The sequence below is a fragment of the Azotobacter chroococcum genome (genome assembly GCF_002220155.1).
Taxonomy (GTDB): domain Bacteria; phylum Pseudomonadota; class Gammaproteobacteria; order Pseudomonadales; family Pseudomonadaceae; genus Azotobacter; species Azotobacter chroococcum.
In genome coordinates, this window is record NZ_CP011835.1 from 4,223,815 (window position 1) to 4,241,269 (window position 17,455).

Sequence of the window (17,455 nt, forward strand, 5' to 3'; positions counted from 1 at the left end):
ACTGGCAGGAAGTCTGCCAAGGATTATGGCTTTTTAGTACAGAATTCATCATCAAACTGTCGCCTTATTCTCCCGCGTTCATCCACCTAAAATTGACCTAACGCAAGATCTTCCGCCTCCTCCCGCACATCAGGATCACTACAGTGCCTCGCAATCTGTGGTCGGGCCTCTGCCTGTCCAGTCTGCTCGCTGTGCTCTCGACACTCTCCGGCTGCATCAACAGCCAAGGCATCCTTCCCCAGGCGCTGCGCCTGAACGACGACAAGCTGCTCACCGACAAGCCGATTCGCAAGGCCGCCAGGAAGGCGGAATGGCCGCGCGACCGGTGGTGGCAGGCCTATGGCGACCCGCAGCTGAACGCCTGGGTCGAGCTGGCCCTGGCCGACAGCCCCGACCTGGCCACGGCCGCCGCGCGCGTGCGCCAGGCGATGGCGATGGCCGGGGTCGCCGAGTCCGAGCATGCGCCGCAGGTGAAATTCGACGCCTCGGTGCAGCGCAAGCACTGGCCGGCCGACCAATACTTCTACGGCCCCGGCCTGCTCGGCGACACCACCGGCTGGAACAACACCTCGTCGCTGGGCATGAACTACGACCTCGACCTCTGGGGCCGCCTGCGCAGCGACACCGAGCACGCCCTGAGCCTGGCCGAAGTGGCGGCCACCGAGGAGCGCGCCGCGGCGCTGGAACTGCAGAGCAACGTGGTGAGCGCCTACATCCAGCTGGCCCTGCACCACGCCCGGCTGGACATCGCCGAGGCCGAGCTCAGGCAGCGCGAACAACTCCTGGAGCTGGCCCGCGAGCGCCTGGCGATCGGCATCGGCACCCAGCTGGAGATCAGCGAGGCCGAGGCGCCGCTGCCGGAAGCCCACCGCCGGATCGACCTGATCCACGAGGCCATCGCCCTGACCCGCAACCAGCTGGCCGCCCTGGCCGGCAAGGGCCCCGGCGAGGGCGCGCGGCTCGAACGGCCGAAGCTGTCGCTGCACGGCGAGCCGGCGCTGCCCTCGAACCTGCCGCTGGAGCTGCTCGGCCGCCGCCCGGACGTGGTCGCGCGGCGCTGGCAGGTGGCCGCCGAGGCGCGCGGCATCGAGGTGGCCAAGGCGGACTTCTATCCCAACGTCAACCTGGTCGCCTTCCTCGGCTCGGGCTCGACGACCGGCGACGTGCTGAACTTCCTGACCAACGGCAGCAAGCTGACCTACGGCATCGGCCCGACCCTGAGCCTGCCGGTGTTCGACGGCGGCCGCCGGCGCGGCAAGCTCGGCGCGGCCACCGCCGCCTACGACATCGCCGTCGAGCAGTACAACCGGACCCTGGTGGAGGCGCTCAGGGGCGTGTCCGACCAGTTGATCCGCCTGCACTCGCTGCACGAGCAGGAGATCTTCGTCGGCCACGGCCTGGAGACCGCCGAGCGCCGCTACAAGCTGGCCGAGGAGGCCTACCGGCGCGGCCTGACCGACTACCGCAGGGTGCTCGAGGCGCAGAGCGCCCTGTTCGACCAGCAGTTCCTCGAACAGCAGGTGCACGCCGAACACCTGACCGCCCAGGCCGGCCTCTGGGTCGCGCTCGGCGGTGGCGTACTCACGGAAGACCGCGGCCCCGCCACCGAGCAACTGGACGCTCACGAGATTTCGCTGCACCTCCCCGGCCGTCACTGAGGACCCCCCATGAAAACCGTGGCTGACGCACCGGTCGGCGCCTTCCGCCGCGCCCTGGGCGACTGGGCGCTGAGCGAGGGCCTGACCTGGGTGTTCGTGTTCAAGGCCCTGTTGACCGCCTTCGTCGCCCTCTGGCTGGCCTATCGCCTGGAGCTGCCGCAGCCGAGCACCGTGCTGGCCACGGTGTTCATCGTCATGCAGCGGCAGAGCGGCGAGGTGCTGGCCAAGAGTTTCTACCGCATCATCGGCACCCTGCTGGGCCTCGTGGTGATGGTTACCCTGATCGCCCTGTTCAACCAGGAGCGCGTGCTGTTCCTGCTCTGCCTGGCGATCTGGGTCGGCCTGTGCACCGCCGGCGCGGCGCGCTACCGGGACTTTCGCGGCTACGCCTGCGTGCTCGCCGGCTACACCGCGGTGATGATCGGCCTGCCGGCCACCTTCGACCCGGACGGCGCCTTCATGCAGGCCCTCTGGCGGGTGCTGGAGATCACCGTGGGGATTCTCTGCACCGGCCTGGTGATGGGCCTGATCCTCCCGCAGACCAGCGGCGCCACCCTGCGCAGCACCCTCGCCACGCGCTTTCGCGACTTCGCCGGGGTCGCCTGCGCGGGGCTGGCCGGCGAGCTGGAACCGCAGCGCATGGAGGAGATCAGCGCACGCCTGGCCGCCCAGGCCGTGGCCCTGGAGAACCTGCGCAACGCCAGCGCCTTCGAGGACCCCAACATCCGCCTGCGCAGCGGCCGCCTGGCGCGCCTGAACAACGAGTTCATGGTCCTCTCGACGCGCTTCCATGCCCTCTACCAGCTGCTCCAGCGCCTGCAGGGCGAAACCGGCGTCCGCGTGCTCGAAGCCCTGCAGCCGTGCCTGGCGCAGGTCGGCTCGGAGCTCGCGCCGCTCGCCGGGCGCCTGTACAGCGACCAGGACGCGGCGAACCTCGCCCTGGGCCTGGCGACCAGCAAGCAGGCGCTGATGCAGCGCATCCGCGACGGCCGCCAGCAGCTCGTCGAGCAGCAGGCCGACGAGGCGCAGCTGACCGACTTCAACACCGCCGCCGAGCTGCTGTTCCGCTTCACCGACGATCTGCACGGCTATGCCCAGACCCAGGCCTCGCTGGCCGACCAGCACCACAGCCGGGAAAAATGGAAGGGCAACTTCACTCCGCGCGCCAACGGCCTGGCCGCAGCGGTGGCGGGCATCCGCTGCGCCCTGCTGATCCTGGTGCTCAGCGCTTTCTGGCTGGCCAGCTCCTGGCCCAGCGGCAGCACCTTCGTGCTCACCGCCGGTCTGGTCTCGGCGCTCAGCTCGACCTCGAGCAACCCCGCCCGCCTGAGCCGCCAGCTGCTGTTCGGCGCGAGCGGCAGCGCGGTGGCCGGCTTCGTCCTGCAGTTCTGGGTCTTCCCCTGGCTGGACGGCTTCGCCCTGCTCTATGCCTCGCTGGTGCCGGTGATCGCCTTCGGCGCCTTCCTGCTCGCCCGGCCGCAGACCCTCGGCTACGGCGTCGGCCTGCTGATCTGGTTCTGCATGCTCGCCCTGCCGGCCAACCAGACCCACTACCTGCCCTACCGCTTCTTCAACGAGTACCTAGCGGTGCTGTCCTCCATGGGCCTGGTGGTGGTGTCCATGCTGATCCTGCCGCCCGACCGCCCCTGGCTGTGGCGGCGTCTGGAGCAGGACCTGCGGATGCGCGTGGTGTTCGCCGTCAGCGGCAAGCTCAAGGGCCTGGTCGACGGCTTCGAGAGCGGCACCCGCGACCTGCTCAACCAGGCCTACGGCCTGGCCGCGCGCCGTCCGGACGTGCAGCGCCAGCTGCTGCGCTGGATGTTCGCGGTGCTGGAGATCGGCCATGCGGTGATCGAGCTGCGCCAGGAGCAGGCCGCCCTGCCCGACGAGCCCTGCTACGCCGCGGACACGCCCTGGCAGCAGGGCGTGCGGGCCATGGGCCGCGCCCTGGTGCGCCTGTTCATCCAGCCCGACGAGGCCAACCGCCAGCGCGCCCTGGCCGCGGTCGAGCAGGCCATCCAGGCGGTGCGCGACACCCCCGAGCCGCGTCCGCCGCAATTCGACAGCTCGCCGCTGCGCCGGGTGCTCAGCTACCTGCACTTCATCCGCAGCTCGCTGCTCGATCCCAATTCGCCGCTGGCCGCGGGTTCCGCCAGCACCGCCGGGAGAGTCGTCCATGCCCCGTGAAATCGCCCTGTTCGGCGTCTACCTGCCGAGCCTGACCCTGCTGTTCCTGGCCACCCTGGCCGGCGGCTGGGCCCTCGACCGGCTGGCCGCCTGGTTCGGCCTGTACCGCCACGCCTGGCACCCCACGCTGCTGCGCATGAGCCTGTTCACCTGCCTGTACGGGCTCGTCGCCCTGTACATCTATCGCTGAATCGTCACCCCACATAGGCCCGGATATGTCCTGGAAAAGAGTCATCAGTGTCGTCTTCACCCTGCTGGTGTTCGCCGCCGCCGCCTACATCGTGCGTACGCTGTGGGTGCATTACATGGATTCGCCCTGGACCCGCGACGGCCGGGTGCGCGCCGACGTGATCAACATCGCCCCCGACGTCGCCGGCCTGGTGGTCGAGGTGGCGGTGAAGGACAACCAGCAGGTCAGGAAGGGCGACCTGCTGCTGCGCATCGACGACGAGCACTACCGCCTGGCGCTGAAGCAGGCCGAGGCCCTGGTCGCCGCACGCAAGGCCCAGTTGCAGATGAACCAGGAGAACGCCCAGCGGCGGACCGACCTGGACGCACTGGTGGTGTCGAAGGAGAGCCGCATCAACGCCAGCCACCTGGCCCATGCCGCCCAGGCCGACTACCAGGAGGCGCTGGCGCAGCTCGAGGTGGCCAGGCTCAACCTGAGCCGTACCGAGGTGCGCGCGCCGGTGGACGGCTACGTCACCAACCTCAACGTCTTCGAGGGCGACTTCGCCAACCGCGGCGAAGCAGCCCTGGCCCTGGTCGACAGCCACTCCTTCTACGTCTACGGCTACTTCGAGGAAACCCGCCTGCCGCTGATCCGCGTCGGCGACCAGGCCGAGCTGCGCCTGATGAGCGGCGAGCGCCTGAGCGGCCGGGTCGACAGCATCGCCCGCGGCATCTACGACCGCGACAACCCGGAAAGCCGCGACCTGGTCGCCGACGTCAACCCGACCTTCAACTGGGTGCGCCTGGCGCGCCGCATCCCGGTGCGCATCCGGATCGACGAGGTGCCGGAAGGCGTGACCCTGGCCGCCGGCCTGACCTGCACGGTGATCGTCACGCCCCCCGCCGACCGGCCGCGCCCGCTGCCGGATCGCTGGTAATCCGGCTCCGGCAACCCGGCGGCGTCGCGTTTCCGGACGCGCACGCGCGCAGCGGGCAGGGACGCCGCTTGAAACTGTCCGGCGATAATCGCCGGAAAGAAAAAAATTGTTCGCCCGGCAAATCTTTCTATTTGCCGGGCAACTTTTGCTGCGCGCCTCTCGCTATTTCCCAAAACTTCCGACGGATATGTTCCGCCGCGCCTGCGTGCGCCATGGACATATAAAAAGTTACTGTAGCACTGTTGCGCAGCCTGCCTCACGCCCCCTCGCCAAATATCCGTCCAAAGACGGCGAGCCAGCCGCTCCGAGCATCGAAACCTGAACTTCTGCCGCTAAGCTATTGCCGCACATGGCTTTTTTACCACCCCAGAAGCGGCCAACGTCCCCGGCCATTATTGCTCATCTACTCAACAGTCCTTGTGGTTATTGCCTATGTAACGTGATTTTCACAAACATTAAAATGAACTCACCTTCCGGAAAGAAGTTGAAAAACCGGAAGCAACCCGTTGCCCAACAGCAGTATCCACACGTTGGACAAGTACTTGTTCCGGCTCATGCGAAGCCGGGCAAGTTCTCGATAAAGTTTCGCTCTACAGGTGAGTCTCGATGAAAGCGTTGGCCTTGCTGGCTTTGGCTGGGGTTTCGTGCATGGTGGTGGCCGAGGAACAGTCCACTCCCGCGCATACCCAGGAATCGTTGGAAGTGGAACGCTACGAATACGCCATGGATCTGGATATCGCCCGGGTCATCGAAAGCCCCGACATTCCCGACGTCTGCCAGGTGGTGCCGGTGCAGATGACCTACGAGGACCACCAGGGCAAGCGCCACGTCCTCGAATATCTGGTCATGGGCAAGGGCTGCTCGAACGGCTGACCGGCCGCGCTGGCGGAGAACGCCGAGAGGGACGGGCATGATTGTTGCCGATCCGCTCAAGGGTCCTTGTCGCAATCGGCCATATGACCCGCTCCCCGCACTCTTTAAAGTGAACGGGCCTTCCGGGAGTGACGACGACACTGGAAGGCCTTCTGCCCAACGGCCGCTTCTCTGCGCATGTTGAGCATCCGCGCCGGCCGGTCCACAAGACCGGTCGACGCGACCTGATGCGGCCCTCCCCTGACAGGTAACTCCGATGAAAGCCCTGACCCTGCTGGCGCTGGCCGGTTTTTCATGCATGGCTGCCGCCGAAGGGCGGATGCTGGCCATGAACGACACGAGCGCGGCGAACGCCGAGCGCTACGACTACTCGATGGATCTGGATATCGCCCGGGTCATCCGCACCGACGAAATTCCCGACATCTGCGCGGTGGTGCCGATCCGGATGGTCTACGAAGACAGCCGCGGCGAGCGGCACACCATCGAATACAGCGTCATGGGCCGCGGCTGCGGCGGTTTCTGAAGCCACCCGGCTTGCTCTTCCCCCCGCCTGCGCGCGAACCTCGGCACGGGGACGGACCGGCGCCCTGCCGGCCCCGCCCGGAAACGCAGCGAGGGAAACGCCATGCCGAAGATCTATCTGGCCGGTCCGGACGTGTTCCGTCCCGACGCCGTCGAACGCGGTGAGCATCTCAAGCGGCTGTGCGCCCGGCACGGCCTGGAAGGTCTCTATCCCCTGGACAACGCCCTGCCTGCGGGACTTTCGCCGGCCGCGACGGCGCAATGGATTCTCGCGGCGAACCTCGCCCTGCTGCACAGCGCCGATGCCGTACTGGCCAATCTCGAACCCTTCCGCGGCGCGGAACCGGACTCCGGCACGGTGTTCGAGGCAGGCATCGCCGTCGCCCTCGGCAAGCCGGTGTGGGCCTGCTTCGCGCCTGCCGGCGACCTGCGCGCCCAGGTTCCCCACGGGGCGGACGGCCGCGATGCCCAAGGCTGGCTGGTGGAGGACTTCGGCCTGCCGCGCAACCTGATGCTCGCCTGCAGCTGGGCGGGGTACAGCGCGACGGTGGAAACGGCGATCGCCGACCTGGCCCGGCACCTCGGCGTCTGAGGCGGGGGCGCCGGCCGCCGCCGAAAGGCGAAATCCGCCGGGGGAGCGCGGCCTCGGCCGCGCTGTCGCCTGTCGAAGCCGCTCCCCGACGCCGGCTCAGCCCTTCGGCCGGACGGCGCCGGCCGCGGCGCGGCCGGCCTCGCGACTCAGGCGGATCACGTTGTCGGCCAGCGCCACGCCCTGTCCGGCAGCCTTCAGGCTACGCCCGTACAGGCAGTCGACGCCCTTCGCCGTGGTCTCCAGGACGCTCACCAGCGGATCGGCATCCGCCGGGGCGTTCTTCGCCACTTCCGCGACCATGCCGCGCAATTGCCGGGTTCCGCTATCCATCTGCTGCCGGGCCAGATCGAAAAGGACCTTCTGGCCCGCCGCGGCCAGCTCCTGGACCTGCCGCCCGTACTCCAGCAGCCGCTCCGCCTGGGCCGCCGGCGACAGCTCGGCGGCCGCCTCCGGCTCGCGCACCGAGAGCAGCCGGCGCCAGCCGGCGAAGAAGCCGTCGCTGGCCAGGCGCAGCGCCTGGAACTGCAGGTGGACGAGCCGCTCGCTGCTGTCGATCGTCTCCTCGCCAAGGCGCTGCGCGGCTTCCAGTCCGGACAGCTGGCCGTTCTGGAACGCTTTCGAATCAAAGATGGACATGTCTGAATCTCCCAAAGGCAACGACCGGGTCGGCCAGGCGCGCCGGATCGCGGCGGGCCGTCTGCCGCATTATTGCTTTCCTTATGCCTTGCTGCATGAGTTTTTGCATCGCAAAAAAGGTTTGATCCCTCGAGCCCCCTCCGCTATAAGAAACGGGCCATTGTCCCCGAGCCTCCATGGCCCACGAATCCACATCTGCTGGCTTCCCTGGAGGAGCGCACTGCTTGGCCTTACTCCAACACGAAGAGGGTGATCATGAGCCAGGAGACTTTTTTTGCGCAGCAGGAAGACTGCTTCTCCTCTTTCCACAACTACCTTCAGCATATCGGCAAGCTGCAGAGGCTGCAGGCGCGCAACCTGCAGGACAATCTCCACCGGCGCCAGGCAGACTCGCTGCAGGCGCTGGCCGAGTGCTCCGCGCAGCCGCCCGGCGCCGCCGACTGGACCGACTACCTGACCGACTTCAACCAGCGCACCCTGCTGTTCTGGGACACCCTGCGCCAGCGCGCCGACAACACCCTGCACCACCGCCAGGCCGGCTACCCGATACTGCTCAAGTTCGACCACGAGCTGCTGCTTGACGGCCGCGACCTGCCGGCCCCGGTGAACTACTCGCTGCTGCGCATCCTGCCCGGCCCGAACCAGATGACCGACGTCTCCCTGCCGCCGGTGATCGTCATCGATCCGCGTGGCGGCCACGGTGCCGGCATCGGCGGCTTCAAGGAGGAGTCGGAGATCGGCGAAAGCCTGCGCGCCGGACACCCCACCTACTTCATCTCCTTCAGCCACAGCTCGGAGCCCGGCCAGACGCTGAGCGACATCGCCCTCGCCCAGGCCCGCTTCATCGAACTGGTCACCGAGCGCCACGCCCAGGCCGGCAAGCCGGTGCTGATCGGCAACTGCCAGGCCGGCTGGGCGCTCATGGGGCTGGCGGCCCTGCGCCCGGAGCTGCCGGGACTGCTGGTGGTGGTCGGCGCCCCGCTGTCCTACTGGGCCGGCGTCAACGGCCGCAACCCGATGCGCTATGCCGGCGGCCTGCTCGGCGGCGCCTGGATGACCCGCCTCGGCAGCGACCTCGGCAACGGCCGTTTCGACGGCACCTGGCTGGTCAACAACTTCGAGATCCTCGACCCCAGCCACGCCCTGTGGAGCAAGTACTATGAGCTTTTCTCCAGCATAGACAGCGAAGCGCCGCGCTTCCTCGATTTCGAGCGCTGGTGGGGCAGCCCCAACCTGTTCAACAGTGAGGAGATCGAGACCATCGTCGACGAGCTGTTCATCGGCAACCGCCTGACCGGCGGCCAGGGCACCCTCACCGACCTGCGCCAGATCGAGGCGCCGGTCGTGGTGTTCTGCTCCTACGGCGACAACATCACCCCGCCGCAGCAGGCGCTGAACTGGATCGCCGACCTCTATCCCTCCGACCTGGCGCTGCACTCGTCCGGGCGCACCATCATCTACCTCAAGCATGCCAGCGCCGGCCACCTGGGCATCTTCGTCTCCGGCCAGGTGGCGCGCCGCGAACACCGCCAGCTGATCGGCGCCATCGACGCGATCAAGGCCCTGCCGCCCGGCCTGTTCGAGCTGATCATCGACGACGTGCCGCATCCGGATGGCGGCACCCAGGCCTACAAGGTGCACTTCGAATCCCGGCGGATCGCCGACATCGTCGCCGAGGACGACGGCGGCGACGATGAGCGCGAGTTCGAACTGGTCAATCGCGTATCGGCGATCAACAGCACCGTCTACGACTGGACGGTACGCCCCTGGCTGAGCCGGGCGATCAACGAACCGACCGCCGAGCGGCTGCGCCAGAACCATCCCTTCCATCTGCAGCGGCTGGCCTGGAGCAGCCTGAACCCGGCGTTCTGGTGGCTGTCCGGAACGGCCGAGCTGGTCCGCCACCAGCGCCATCCGGTGCGCCACGACAACCCGCTGCTGGCCTGGCAGGACTTCGTCTCCGGCTGCGTGGAGAACACCCTGGACACCTGGCGCGACCTGCGCGACGCCGGCCAGGAGCTGGCCTTCCACATGTTCTACGGCGGGCTCAGCACCCTCGCCGGCGGTCAGCGGGCGAGCGCGGCCGAGAAGTTCGTCAGCGAACGGGAGCGGGCCCTGCTCGAGCGCCTGTACGAGGCCCTGCCACTGGGCGGCGCGCGGGAGGCGGCGATCCGCATCCTGCTGCTGCTCGCCCGGGCCAGCGGCCGGCTGGACAAGGTGATGCTGGAAAGCATCGTCAAGGACTACCGCCGCCGGGCCAGCGCCGACCCGCACATCCCGGACGTCGCCAGCCTGCGGGAAATCACCCGCCAGCAGAACCTGCTGGTGTTCGCCTATCCCGAGGAGAGCCTGCAGACGCTGCCCGAGCTGCTGCCCGAAGCCGCCGAACGCCGGCGGATCCTCGCCGAGGTGATGGACATCGAGCCCGTCTGGCAGCGCAGCGACGGCCCGCTGGGCACGCTCTGGCGCCGGCTGTTCGAGGTGCTGGAGCTGCCGCCGGCGGACTTCGCCCGGCTGCCCCTGGAGGAACCCGAGGCGGTCGCGGCGCCCGCCCCTGCCGAAACGAGCGCGGCCACGCCGATCCCGGAAAGCGCGCCGCCGGCCCCCGAGCCGAAGGTGCGCCCCGCGGCCGAAGCCGCCGCCGTGCCGGCCAGCCGGCAGGAAGCGCTGATCGAGCCGGCCCCGGCCGTCGTGCCGGAAATCCCGGCCAGCGCGCCTGAGCCCGAGGCGGTCGAGCCGGCCGCGGCGCCCGTAAAGGCCGAGCCTGCCGCTGCCGAAGCGCCGGCCGAGGCCGCACCGGCAGAAGCAACGCCCAAGCCGCACATCCGCATTCGCGCCAATACGGTGATCGCCGAGCCGGCGGAAGCGCAGCCCGCCGGCGCAGCCGCGCCGATCGCCGCCGAAGCCTCCCCCGCCCCGCTCGAAGCCGCGCCGGCCAGCGCCGAAGCCCCTCCGGCCCCGCTCGAAGCCGCCCCGGCCAGCGCGGAAGCGTCCCCGGCCCCGGCCCAAAGCGCGCCGGCGCCTAAGACCGCCAAGCCGCGCCAGCCCCGTCGGCCGCGCAAGCCCACCAGCACCAAGCCCGGCAACAAGTAGCGCACGAAACCGGCAGGAGCCAGCTTGCTGGCGATCAGCGACAAACATCATCAGCGGGGACGCGACGTCCCCCTGGCTCCTACCGCCGCTCCGCAAACTCCCACCTATCCCCCACTGGCATTCATGAAGCGCAGCACCTGAACCTCGCCGCCCGCGGAGAAGTCGTGCTGCTGCGGCTTGTGCAGCAGGGCGCGGTCGATGGCGTCCAGCAGCGGCCGGTCGTCGCCCGGATGGCGGCGCAGCAGGGCGCGCAGGTCCAGCGACTGCTCGTGGCCGAGGCAGAGCAGCAGGCGGCCCTCGACGGTCAGCCGCAGGCGGTTGCAGCTGGCGCAGAAATTGTGGCTGTGCGGCGAGATGAAGCCGATGCGGCTGGCCGGATGCCCCGGCAAGCGCACGTAGCGGGCCGGCCCGCCGCTCTGCTCGGCGCAGTCGAGCAGCGCGTAGCGGCTGGCGATCCGCGCGCGCACCTCGTCGCTGGAGCAGAAGGCCTCGCCGCGCGAGCGGCCGACCTCGCCCAGCGGCATTTCCTCGATGAAGCTGATATCCAGCCCGCGTACCACGGCGTAGTCGACCAGGTCGAGCACCTCGTCGGCGTTGCGCCCCTGCATCACCACGGTATTCAGCTTGATCCGCTCGAAGCCGGCGGCGCGGGCCGCCTCGATGCCGTCGAGCACCCGCGCCAGTTCGCCGGTACGGGTGATGGCGCGGAAACGTGCCGCATCCAGGCTGTCCAGGCTGATGTTGAGCCGCTTCACCCCGGCCTCGGCCAGCGGCCGGGCCAGCCTAGCCAGCTGCGAGCCGTTGGTGGTCATCACCAGCTCGCGCAGGCCGGGTAGCGCGGCGATCCGCTCGCACAGGCCGAGGATGCCCTGGCGCACCAGCGGCTCGCCGCCGGTGAGGCGGATCTTCTTCACCCCGCGGCCGACGAACAGCCGGGCCAGGCGGTACAGCTCCTCGAGGCCGAGGATCTGCTGGCGCGGCAGAAAGCGCATGTCCTCGGCCATGCAGTAGACGCAGCGGAAGTCGCAGCGGTCGGTCACCGACAGCCGCAGGTAGTCGATGGTGCGTCCGAAGCGGTCTTGCAATGCACTGGCCATGGGGATTCTCGTCAAAGGTATTCGGTGAACCGTCGTAGGGTGGATAACGGCGTAGCCTTATCCACCGCGCAGGACTCCGGTGGAAAACGCTGCGCGGTTTTCCACCCTACACAACGCCCTCGTTCAGCCGGGGAAGAGGAACGGGTTGAGGCCGCTGCGATAGAAGCCCTGGCGCTCCACCTCGGCGTCCAGCGCGAGGGAGGCCAGGTCGTCGGCGATCACCTCCAGCTGCGGGTCGCGGTCCTCGTGGAGGACCTTGAGGTAGCTGTTGCAGTCGCCGCAGCTTTCCGCGCGGATCACCGCCTGCTCGCTGTCCAGCGACCAGTAGTCGAGCCGGCCGCCCTCCTCGCAGTTGCTGCACTTGGTGCGCACCATGTGCCAGCGGCTCTCGCACAGCCCGCAGTGCAGGTAGCGCAGGCCGCTCTGGGCGCCGCCGCGGATCACGCTGGCGACCGGCGCGCCACCGCACACCGGGCAGCACTGGCGGCCCTCGCCGCCCCTGGCCTGGCCGCTGGCCGGCAGCTGCGCGGCCAGTTGCGTCCAGTACAGCGACAGTGCGGCCCAGAGGAAGGGTGCGCGGTCGCTGCCGACCACCAGGTAGTCGCCGGCCAGCAGGGCGTCGGCCAGCCGCTCCAGGGCGATCCCGTCGCAACCGCGCAGCCCGGTGAGGGTGTGCGCCACGGCCGGATTCGCCGCGGCCGGCAGGCGTTCGAGCAGGCCCTGCAGCAGTTCGCGCCAGTGCCGCTCGCGCGGCAGGGTGGTGGCTTCCAGCGGCGGCAGCGGTCCGCCCAGACGGGCGGGCAGCGTGGCGACCAGCGCCGCGGGCAGCGGCAGCGCCTCGGCGACCTGCTGCTGCGCCTCGGCGATGCCGGCGGCGAAGCGCAGGTAGTCGGCCATCGGATGGCCCTCGGCGAGCTGGCGCAGGCGCGCGGCGCGGCGGCCGTAGCGGTTTTCCAGATTGGGCAAGATCAGCGGCACGATGGCGCCGATGCCACCGCTCGGCTTTTCGTCGGCAACCAGGCGGATGCTGTTCATTCGCCGCCCTCGCTCTTGGTTGCCGGCTTGGAGATCTGCCGGTACCAGCGGTCGTGGTGGCTCCTGGCCCAGCGGCGCGACACGTAGCCGGTGACCATCCCGGAAATCGAGCCCTTGACCCAGAAGGCCAGGTAGGCGTGGCCGAGGATCAGCAGGATCAGCGCGATGCCGGCGGCGGCGTGCAGGAACAGGCCGAGGCGGATCAGCGGGATGGGCAAGGCCGGGGCGAAGTACGGCCGCCAGATCGCCAGGCCGCTGAGCAGCAGCACGCTGATCAGGCTCATGATTCCCCAGAACAGGATCTTCTGGCCGGCGTTGTACTTGCCGATCCGCAGGGGCTTGTCGTGGTTGCCGAGCAGCACGTCCTTGAGGTTGGCGAACCAGGCGAGGTCCTCGCGCTCCGGCAGGTTGTACTTGACGAAGCGGACGAACAGGTAGACCAGGGCGAGAAACACCACGACGCCGAGGAAGGGGTGCAGGATGCGCGCCATCTGTGGCGTGCCGAGCACCGCGCCGAGCCCGCTCAGGGTCGGGAAGAACCAGGACAGCCCGGAGAGCGCGGCGAGGAAGAAGCAGATCACCATCACCCAGTGGCAGGCGCGCTCGGGGAAGCGGGTGCGCAGGATCATGTCGCGCTTGTTCATGCCTTGGTCTCCTCGTGGTCGTCGGCGTGCTCGTCCACTTGGTTCGGGCCGACGCCGACGTAGTGGAACAGAGTGCCGGCCAGGGTGGCGAAGAAGGCCACCGCGGCGGCCGGCTTCATCCAGCCCTTCCAGCCCTGGATCGCACTGCTGATGCGCGGGTCCCTGGGCAGCTTGTGGTACAGCTCGGGCCGGTCGGCGTGGTGCAGCACGTACATCACGTGGGTGCCGCCGACGCCCTGCGGGTCGTAGAGGCCGGCGTTGGCGTAGCCGCGGCTGTGCAGCTCCTCGACGCGCTGGCCGGCCAGGTGCTGCATGTCGGCCTTGCTGCCGAAGCTGATCGCCCCGGTCGGGCAGGTCTTGGCGCAGGCCGGCTCCTGGCCCACCGCCACGCGGTCGGAGCACAGGGTGCACTTGTAGGCCTTGTTGTCCTCCTGGCTGAGCCGCGGCACGTTGAACGGGCAGCCGGCGACGCAGTAACCGCAGCCGATGCACTGCTCGGACTGGAAGTCGACGATGCCGTTGGCGTACTGGACGATGGCACCCGGGCTCGGGCAGGCCTTGAGGCAGCCGGGATCGGCGCAGTGCATGCAGCCATCCTTGCGGATCAGCCATTCCAGCTTGCCGTTCTCCTGCTCGACCTCGTCGAAGCGCATCACCGTCCAACTCTTGGCGCTGAGGTCGATGGGGTTGTCGTAGACGCCGACGTTGTGGCCGACCTCGTCGCGCAGGTCGTTCCACTCCGAGCAGGCCACCTGGCAGGCCTTGCAGCCGATGCAGATGCTCACGTCGATCAGCTTGGCGACTTCCGCCTTGTGGTCGCGGACCTGGGTCGGCGGAGTCAGCGCGCTGGTCGCCGAGCGCTTGAGGATGTCTTGGGATTGCATGGACATGAATAGCCCTCCATCAGACCTTTTCAATGTTCACGAGGAAGGCCTTGTACTCCGGCGTCTGCGAGTTGGCGTCGCCAACCGCGGGCGTCAGGGTGTTGGCCAGGAAGCCCTTGCGGGTGGTGCCCTCGAAGCCCCAGTGACAGGGGATGCCGACGGTGTCGACCAGCTTGCCGTCGATCTCCAGGGTGGCGATGCGCTTGGTCACCACCGCCTTGGCCTTGATGAAGCCGCGCATCGAGGTGACCTTCACCGTGTCGCCGGCACGGATGCCCTTCTGCGCCGCCAACTGCTCGCCGATCTCGACGAACTGCTCGGGCTGGACGATGGCGTTCAGCCGCGAGGCCTTGGTCCAGTGGCGGAACATCTCGGTGATCGAGTAGGTGGTGGCGACGTAGGGGAAGTCCGCCGCGCTGCCCATGCGCTTGCGGTCGTTGTCGAACAGCCGGGTGGTCGGGTTGAAGGTGACCTTCGGGTGCAGCGGGTTGTGCTCCAGCGGCGACTCGATCGGCTCGTAGTGCTCGGGGAAGGGTCCGTCGCCCAGCGCGCCGGCCGCGAACAGCCGGCCGAGGCCCTCGGGCAGCATGATGAAGGGGTTGGCCTCGCTGCCCGGCGCGAGCGTGGCGGCGAAGTCGGCGATGTCGATGCCGCTCCAGCGCTGGCCGTTCCACTCGATCAGCTTGCGTTTCGGGTCCCAGGGCTTGCCCTGTGGGTCGACCGAGGCGCGGTTGTAGAGGATGCGGCGATTCTGCGGCCAGCACCAGGCCCAGCCCGGGGTGCTGCCGAGGCCCTGGCCGTCGCTGGCGTTGTCGCGCCGCGCCATCTGGTTGCCGGCCTCGGTCCAGGAGCCGGCGAAGATCCAGCAGAAGCTGGCGGTGCTGCCGTCGGCGCGCAGCAGGGAGAAGTCGCGCAGCAGCTCGCCCTTCTTCGCCAGCAGGTTGCCCTGCGGGTCGTAGAGGTCGGCCAGGGCGTAGCCGTTGGCCTCCTTGGCGACCTCCTCGGGCGCCGGGTCCTCCGGATCGCTGTAGTTCCAGGCCATGTTGAGCAGCGGCGCGGGGTTGGCGCCGCCCTCCTTCGCGTACAGCTCGCGCAGCCTGAGGAACAGGTGGCCGAGGATCTTGCCGTCGTGCCAGGCCTCGGCCGGCGGCGCCGCACCCGCCCAGTGCCACTGCAGCCAGCGCCCGGAGTTGGCGATCGAGCCGTTCTCCTCGGCGAAGCAGGACGACGGCAGGCGGAACACCTCGGTCTGGATCTCGGCCGGGTTCACGTCGTTGGCTTCGCCGTGGTTCTGCCAGAAGTTCGAGCTCTCGGTGACCAGCGGGTCGATCACCACCAGGTATTTCAGCCTGGAGAGGGCGGCGACCGCCTTGTTCTTGTCCGGGAAGGCGGCGATCGGGTTGAAGCCCTGGGCGATGTAGCCGTTGACCTTGCCCTCGTACATCAGCTCCATATAGCGCAGCACGTCGTACTCGACGTCCCACTTGGGCAGCCAGTCGAAGCCCCAGTCGTTGTCCTTGGTCGCCTTGTCGCCCCAGACGCTCTTCATCAGGCTGACGAAGAACTTCTCGGTGTTCTGCCAGTAGTTCACCTGGCCGGGCAGCAGCGCCTTGGGCGTGCTCTGCGCCAGGTAGGTGGCCAGGTCGGGCTGGCGCTCCGAGGGCAGGTTGAGGTAGCCCGGCATGCGCACCGAGAGCAGGCCGAGGTCGGTGTAGCCCTGGATGTTCGAGTGGCCGCGCAGGGCGTTGATGCCGCCGCCGGGCATGCCGATGTTGCCGAGCAAGAGCTGGATCATCGCCGCGCCGCGGATGATCTGCACGCCGCTGGTGTGGTGGGTCCAGCCGAGGGCGTAGAGGAAGGTCGCGGTCCTGTCCGGCGCGCTGGTATCGCCGAGCAGCCGGCAGATCTCCAGGAAGTCCTCCTTGGGCGTGCCGCACAGGCGCGTGACCATCTCCGGGGTGTAGCGGCTGACGTGCTGCTTGAGGAGGTTCCACACGCAGCGCGGATGGCTGAGGGTCGGGTCGCGCCGGGCGTGGCCGTTCTCGTCCAGCTGGTAGGCCCAGGAGCTGCGGTCGTACTGCTTCTTCGCCTCGTCGTAGCCGCTGAACAGGCCCTCGTCGAAGCTGAAGTCGTCGCGCACCAGCAGGCTCGCGTTGGTATAGGCGCGCACGTACTCGTGCTGGATCCTGTCGTGGGCGATCAGGTAGTTGACCACCCCCATCAGGAAGGTCACGTCGGAGCCGGCGCGGATCGGCGCGTAGAGGTCGGCGACCGCGGCGCTGCGGTTGAAGCGCGGATCGACCACGATCAGCTTGGCGCCGTTGCGGATCTTCGCCTCGATGGCCCACTTGAAGCCCACCGGGTGGGCCTCGGCGGGGTTGCCGCCCATGACCAGGATGACGTTGGCGTTCTTGATGTCCACCCAGTTGTTGGTCATCGCGCCGCGGCCGAAGCTGGGCGCCAGGGCGGCCACGGTCGGGCCGTGGCAGAGCCGCGCCTGGCAGTCCATGCCGAGGATGCCGAGGGCGCGGGTGAAGCGCCAGTCGAGGGCGCCGGTCTCGTTGCTGGCCGCCGAGGAGCAGAGCATGCCGGTGGTCAGCCAGCGGTTCACGGTGAGCCCGGCGGCGTTCTTCTCGACGAAGTTGGCGTCGCGGTCGTCCTTCATCAGCCGGGCGATGCGCTCGATGGCCTCCTCCCAGCTGATCCGCTGCCACTTGTCCGAACCCGGCGCGCGGTACTCGGGGTACTGCAGGCGCTGCTCGCTGTGGATGAAGTCGACCAGGCCGGCGCCCTTCGGGCACAGCGAGCCGCGGCTGACCGGATGGTCCGGGTCGCCCTCGATGTGGAAGATCCGCGGCTTGGCGTTCTTCGCGCCGTCGCCGAGGCTGTACATCAGCACCCCGCAGCCCACCGAGCAGTAGGTGCAGTTGTTGCGGGTCTCCCTGGCGCGCAGCAGCTTGTACTGGCGCGGCTGGGTGGCGTGGGCGACGCCGGGGGCGAAGCCGAGGGTGGCGGCGGTGGCGCCGGCCACCCCGACGGTACAGAGCTTGAAGAACTGTCTTCTGCCAAGTTCCATGACGATCTCCTGAAAGGTAGGGGCGAGCGCAGGCCGCGCTTCGACGGGA

General features: G+C 68.8%; 14 protein-coding genes. 8 read left to right on the plus strand and 6 right to left on the minus strand.

From position 1 onward, the window contains the following. The first annotated feature begins 143 nt into the window (after positions 1-143). From ACG10_RS19795 to ACG10_RS19825, 7 genes are all read left to right on the plus strand, one after another. Positions 144-1,658 carry an efflux transporter outer membrane subunit gene (locus ACG10_RS19795; protein WP_039806649.1) on the plus strand — a complete coding sequence of 505 codons (1,515 nt, stop codon included), beginning with the start codon at positions 144-146 and terminating at the stop codon, positions 1,656-1,658. 9 nt (positions 1,659-1,667) lie between these two features. Further along, entirely contained in the window at positions 1,668-3,845 is a 2,178-nt protein-coding gene (locus tag ACG10_RS19800) for an FUSC family protein (RefSeq protein WP_089169519.1), read from the plus strand. After that, positions 3,835-4,035, plus strand: a complete 201-nt coding sequence (locus ACG10_RS19805; RefSeq protein ID WP_039806654.1) for a DUF1656 domain-containing protein — start codon at positions 3,835-3,837, stop codon at positions 4,033-4,035. Before ACG10_RS19800 ends, ACG10_RS19805 begins: the two co-directional genes overlap by 11 nt. A gap of 25 nt (positions 4,036-4,060) precedes the next feature. Continuing rightward, on the plus strand, positions 4,061-4,954 hold the full coding sequence (locus ACG10_RS19810; RefSeq protein WP_089169520.1) for an efflux RND transporter periplasmic adaptor subunit: 894 nt from the start codon (positions 4,061-4,063) through the stop codon (positions 4,952-4,954). A 606-nt stretch (positions 4,955-5,560) separates the two neighbouring features. Further along, complete coding sequence (locus ACG10_RS19815) at positions 5,561-5,827, plus strand: DUF2790 domain-containing protein (protein ID WP_039806659.1); 267 nt, start codon at positions 5,561-5,563, stop codon at positions 5,825-5,827. 256 nt (positions 5,828-6,083) lie between these two features. Further along, on the plus strand, positions 6,084-6,350 hold the full coding sequence (locus tag ACG10_RS19820; protein ID WP_089169521.1) for a DUF2790 domain-containing protein: 267 nt from the start codon (positions 6,084-6,086) through the stop codon (positions 6,348-6,350). A 102-nt stretch (positions 6,351-6,452) separates the two neighbouring features. Continuing rightward, a complete protein-coding gene (locus tag ACG10_RS19825) occupies positions 6,453-6,941 on the plus strand; it encodes a nucleoside 2-deoxyribosyltransferase (RefSeq protein ID WP_039806663.1) in 489 nt (162 codons plus the stop codon). Positions 6,942-7,037: 96 nt separating this feature from the next. On the opposite strand, the gene phaP is transcribed toward ACG10_RS19825, so the two are convergent. Next, positions 7,038-7,577, minus strand: coding sequence for a TIGR01841 family phasin (phaP, locus tag ACG10_RS19830; RefSeq protein ID WP_089169522.1), 540 nt, complete (start codon positions 7,575-7,577; stop codon positions 7,038-7,040). A gap of 255 nt (positions 7,578-7,832) precedes the next feature. Between phaP and ACG10_RS19840 the strand changes: the two genes are divergently transcribed. Then, on the plus strand, positions 7,833-10,670 hold the full coding sequence (locus ACG10_RS19840; protein WP_089169523.1) for a DUF3141 domain-containing protein: 2,838 nt from the start codon (positions 7,833-7,835) through the stop codon (positions 10,668-10,670). 104 nt (positions 10,671-10,774) lie between these two features. Here the strand turns inward: ACG10_RS19840 and moaA are convergent, their stop codons facing one another. The 5 genes from moaA to fdnG form a co-directional block, all read right to left on the minus strand. Further along, positions 10,775-11,767 carry a GTP 3',8-cyclase MoaA gene (gene moaA, locus ACG10_RS19845; RefSeq protein ID WP_089169524.1) on the minus strand — a complete coding sequence of 331 codons (993 nt, stop codon included), beginning with the start codon at positions 11,765-11,767 and terminating at the stop codon, positions 10,775-10,777. Positions 11,768-11,890: 123 nt separating this feature from the next. Continuing rightward, entirely contained in the window at positions 11,891-12,802 is a 912-nt protein-coding gene (gene fdhE / locus ACG10_RS19850; protein WP_089169525.1) for a formate dehydrogenase accessory protein FdhE, read from the minus strand. Further along, positions 12,799-13,446: a formate dehydrogenase subunit gamma gene (locus ACG10_RS19855; RefSeq protein ID WP_089169526.1), complete on the minus strand. Its 648-nt coding sequence runs from the start codon at positions 13,444-13,446 to the stop codon at positions 12,799-12,801. Before ACG10_RS19855 ends, fdhE begins: the two co-directional genes overlap by 4 nt. Further along, the gene (gene fdxH / locus ACG10_RS19860) at positions 13,443-14,330 is read right to left on the minus strand and encodes a formate dehydrogenase subunit beta (RefSeq protein ID WP_269768824.1); all 888 of its coding nucleotides are present in this window, start codon (positions 14,328-14,330) and stop codon (positions 13,443-13,445) included. The genes ACG10_RS19855 and fdxH overlap by 4 nt, the downstream gene beginning before the upstream one ends. 19 nt (positions 14,331-14,349) lie before the next feature. Further along, complete coding sequence (gene fdnG / locus ACG10_RS19865) at positions 14,350-17,406, minus strand: formate dehydrogenase-N subunit alpha (RefSeq protein WP_089169528.1); 3,057 nt, start codon at positions 17,404-17,406, stop codon at positions 14,350-14,352. Between the last annotated feature and the right edge of the window lie 49 nt (positions 17,407-17,455).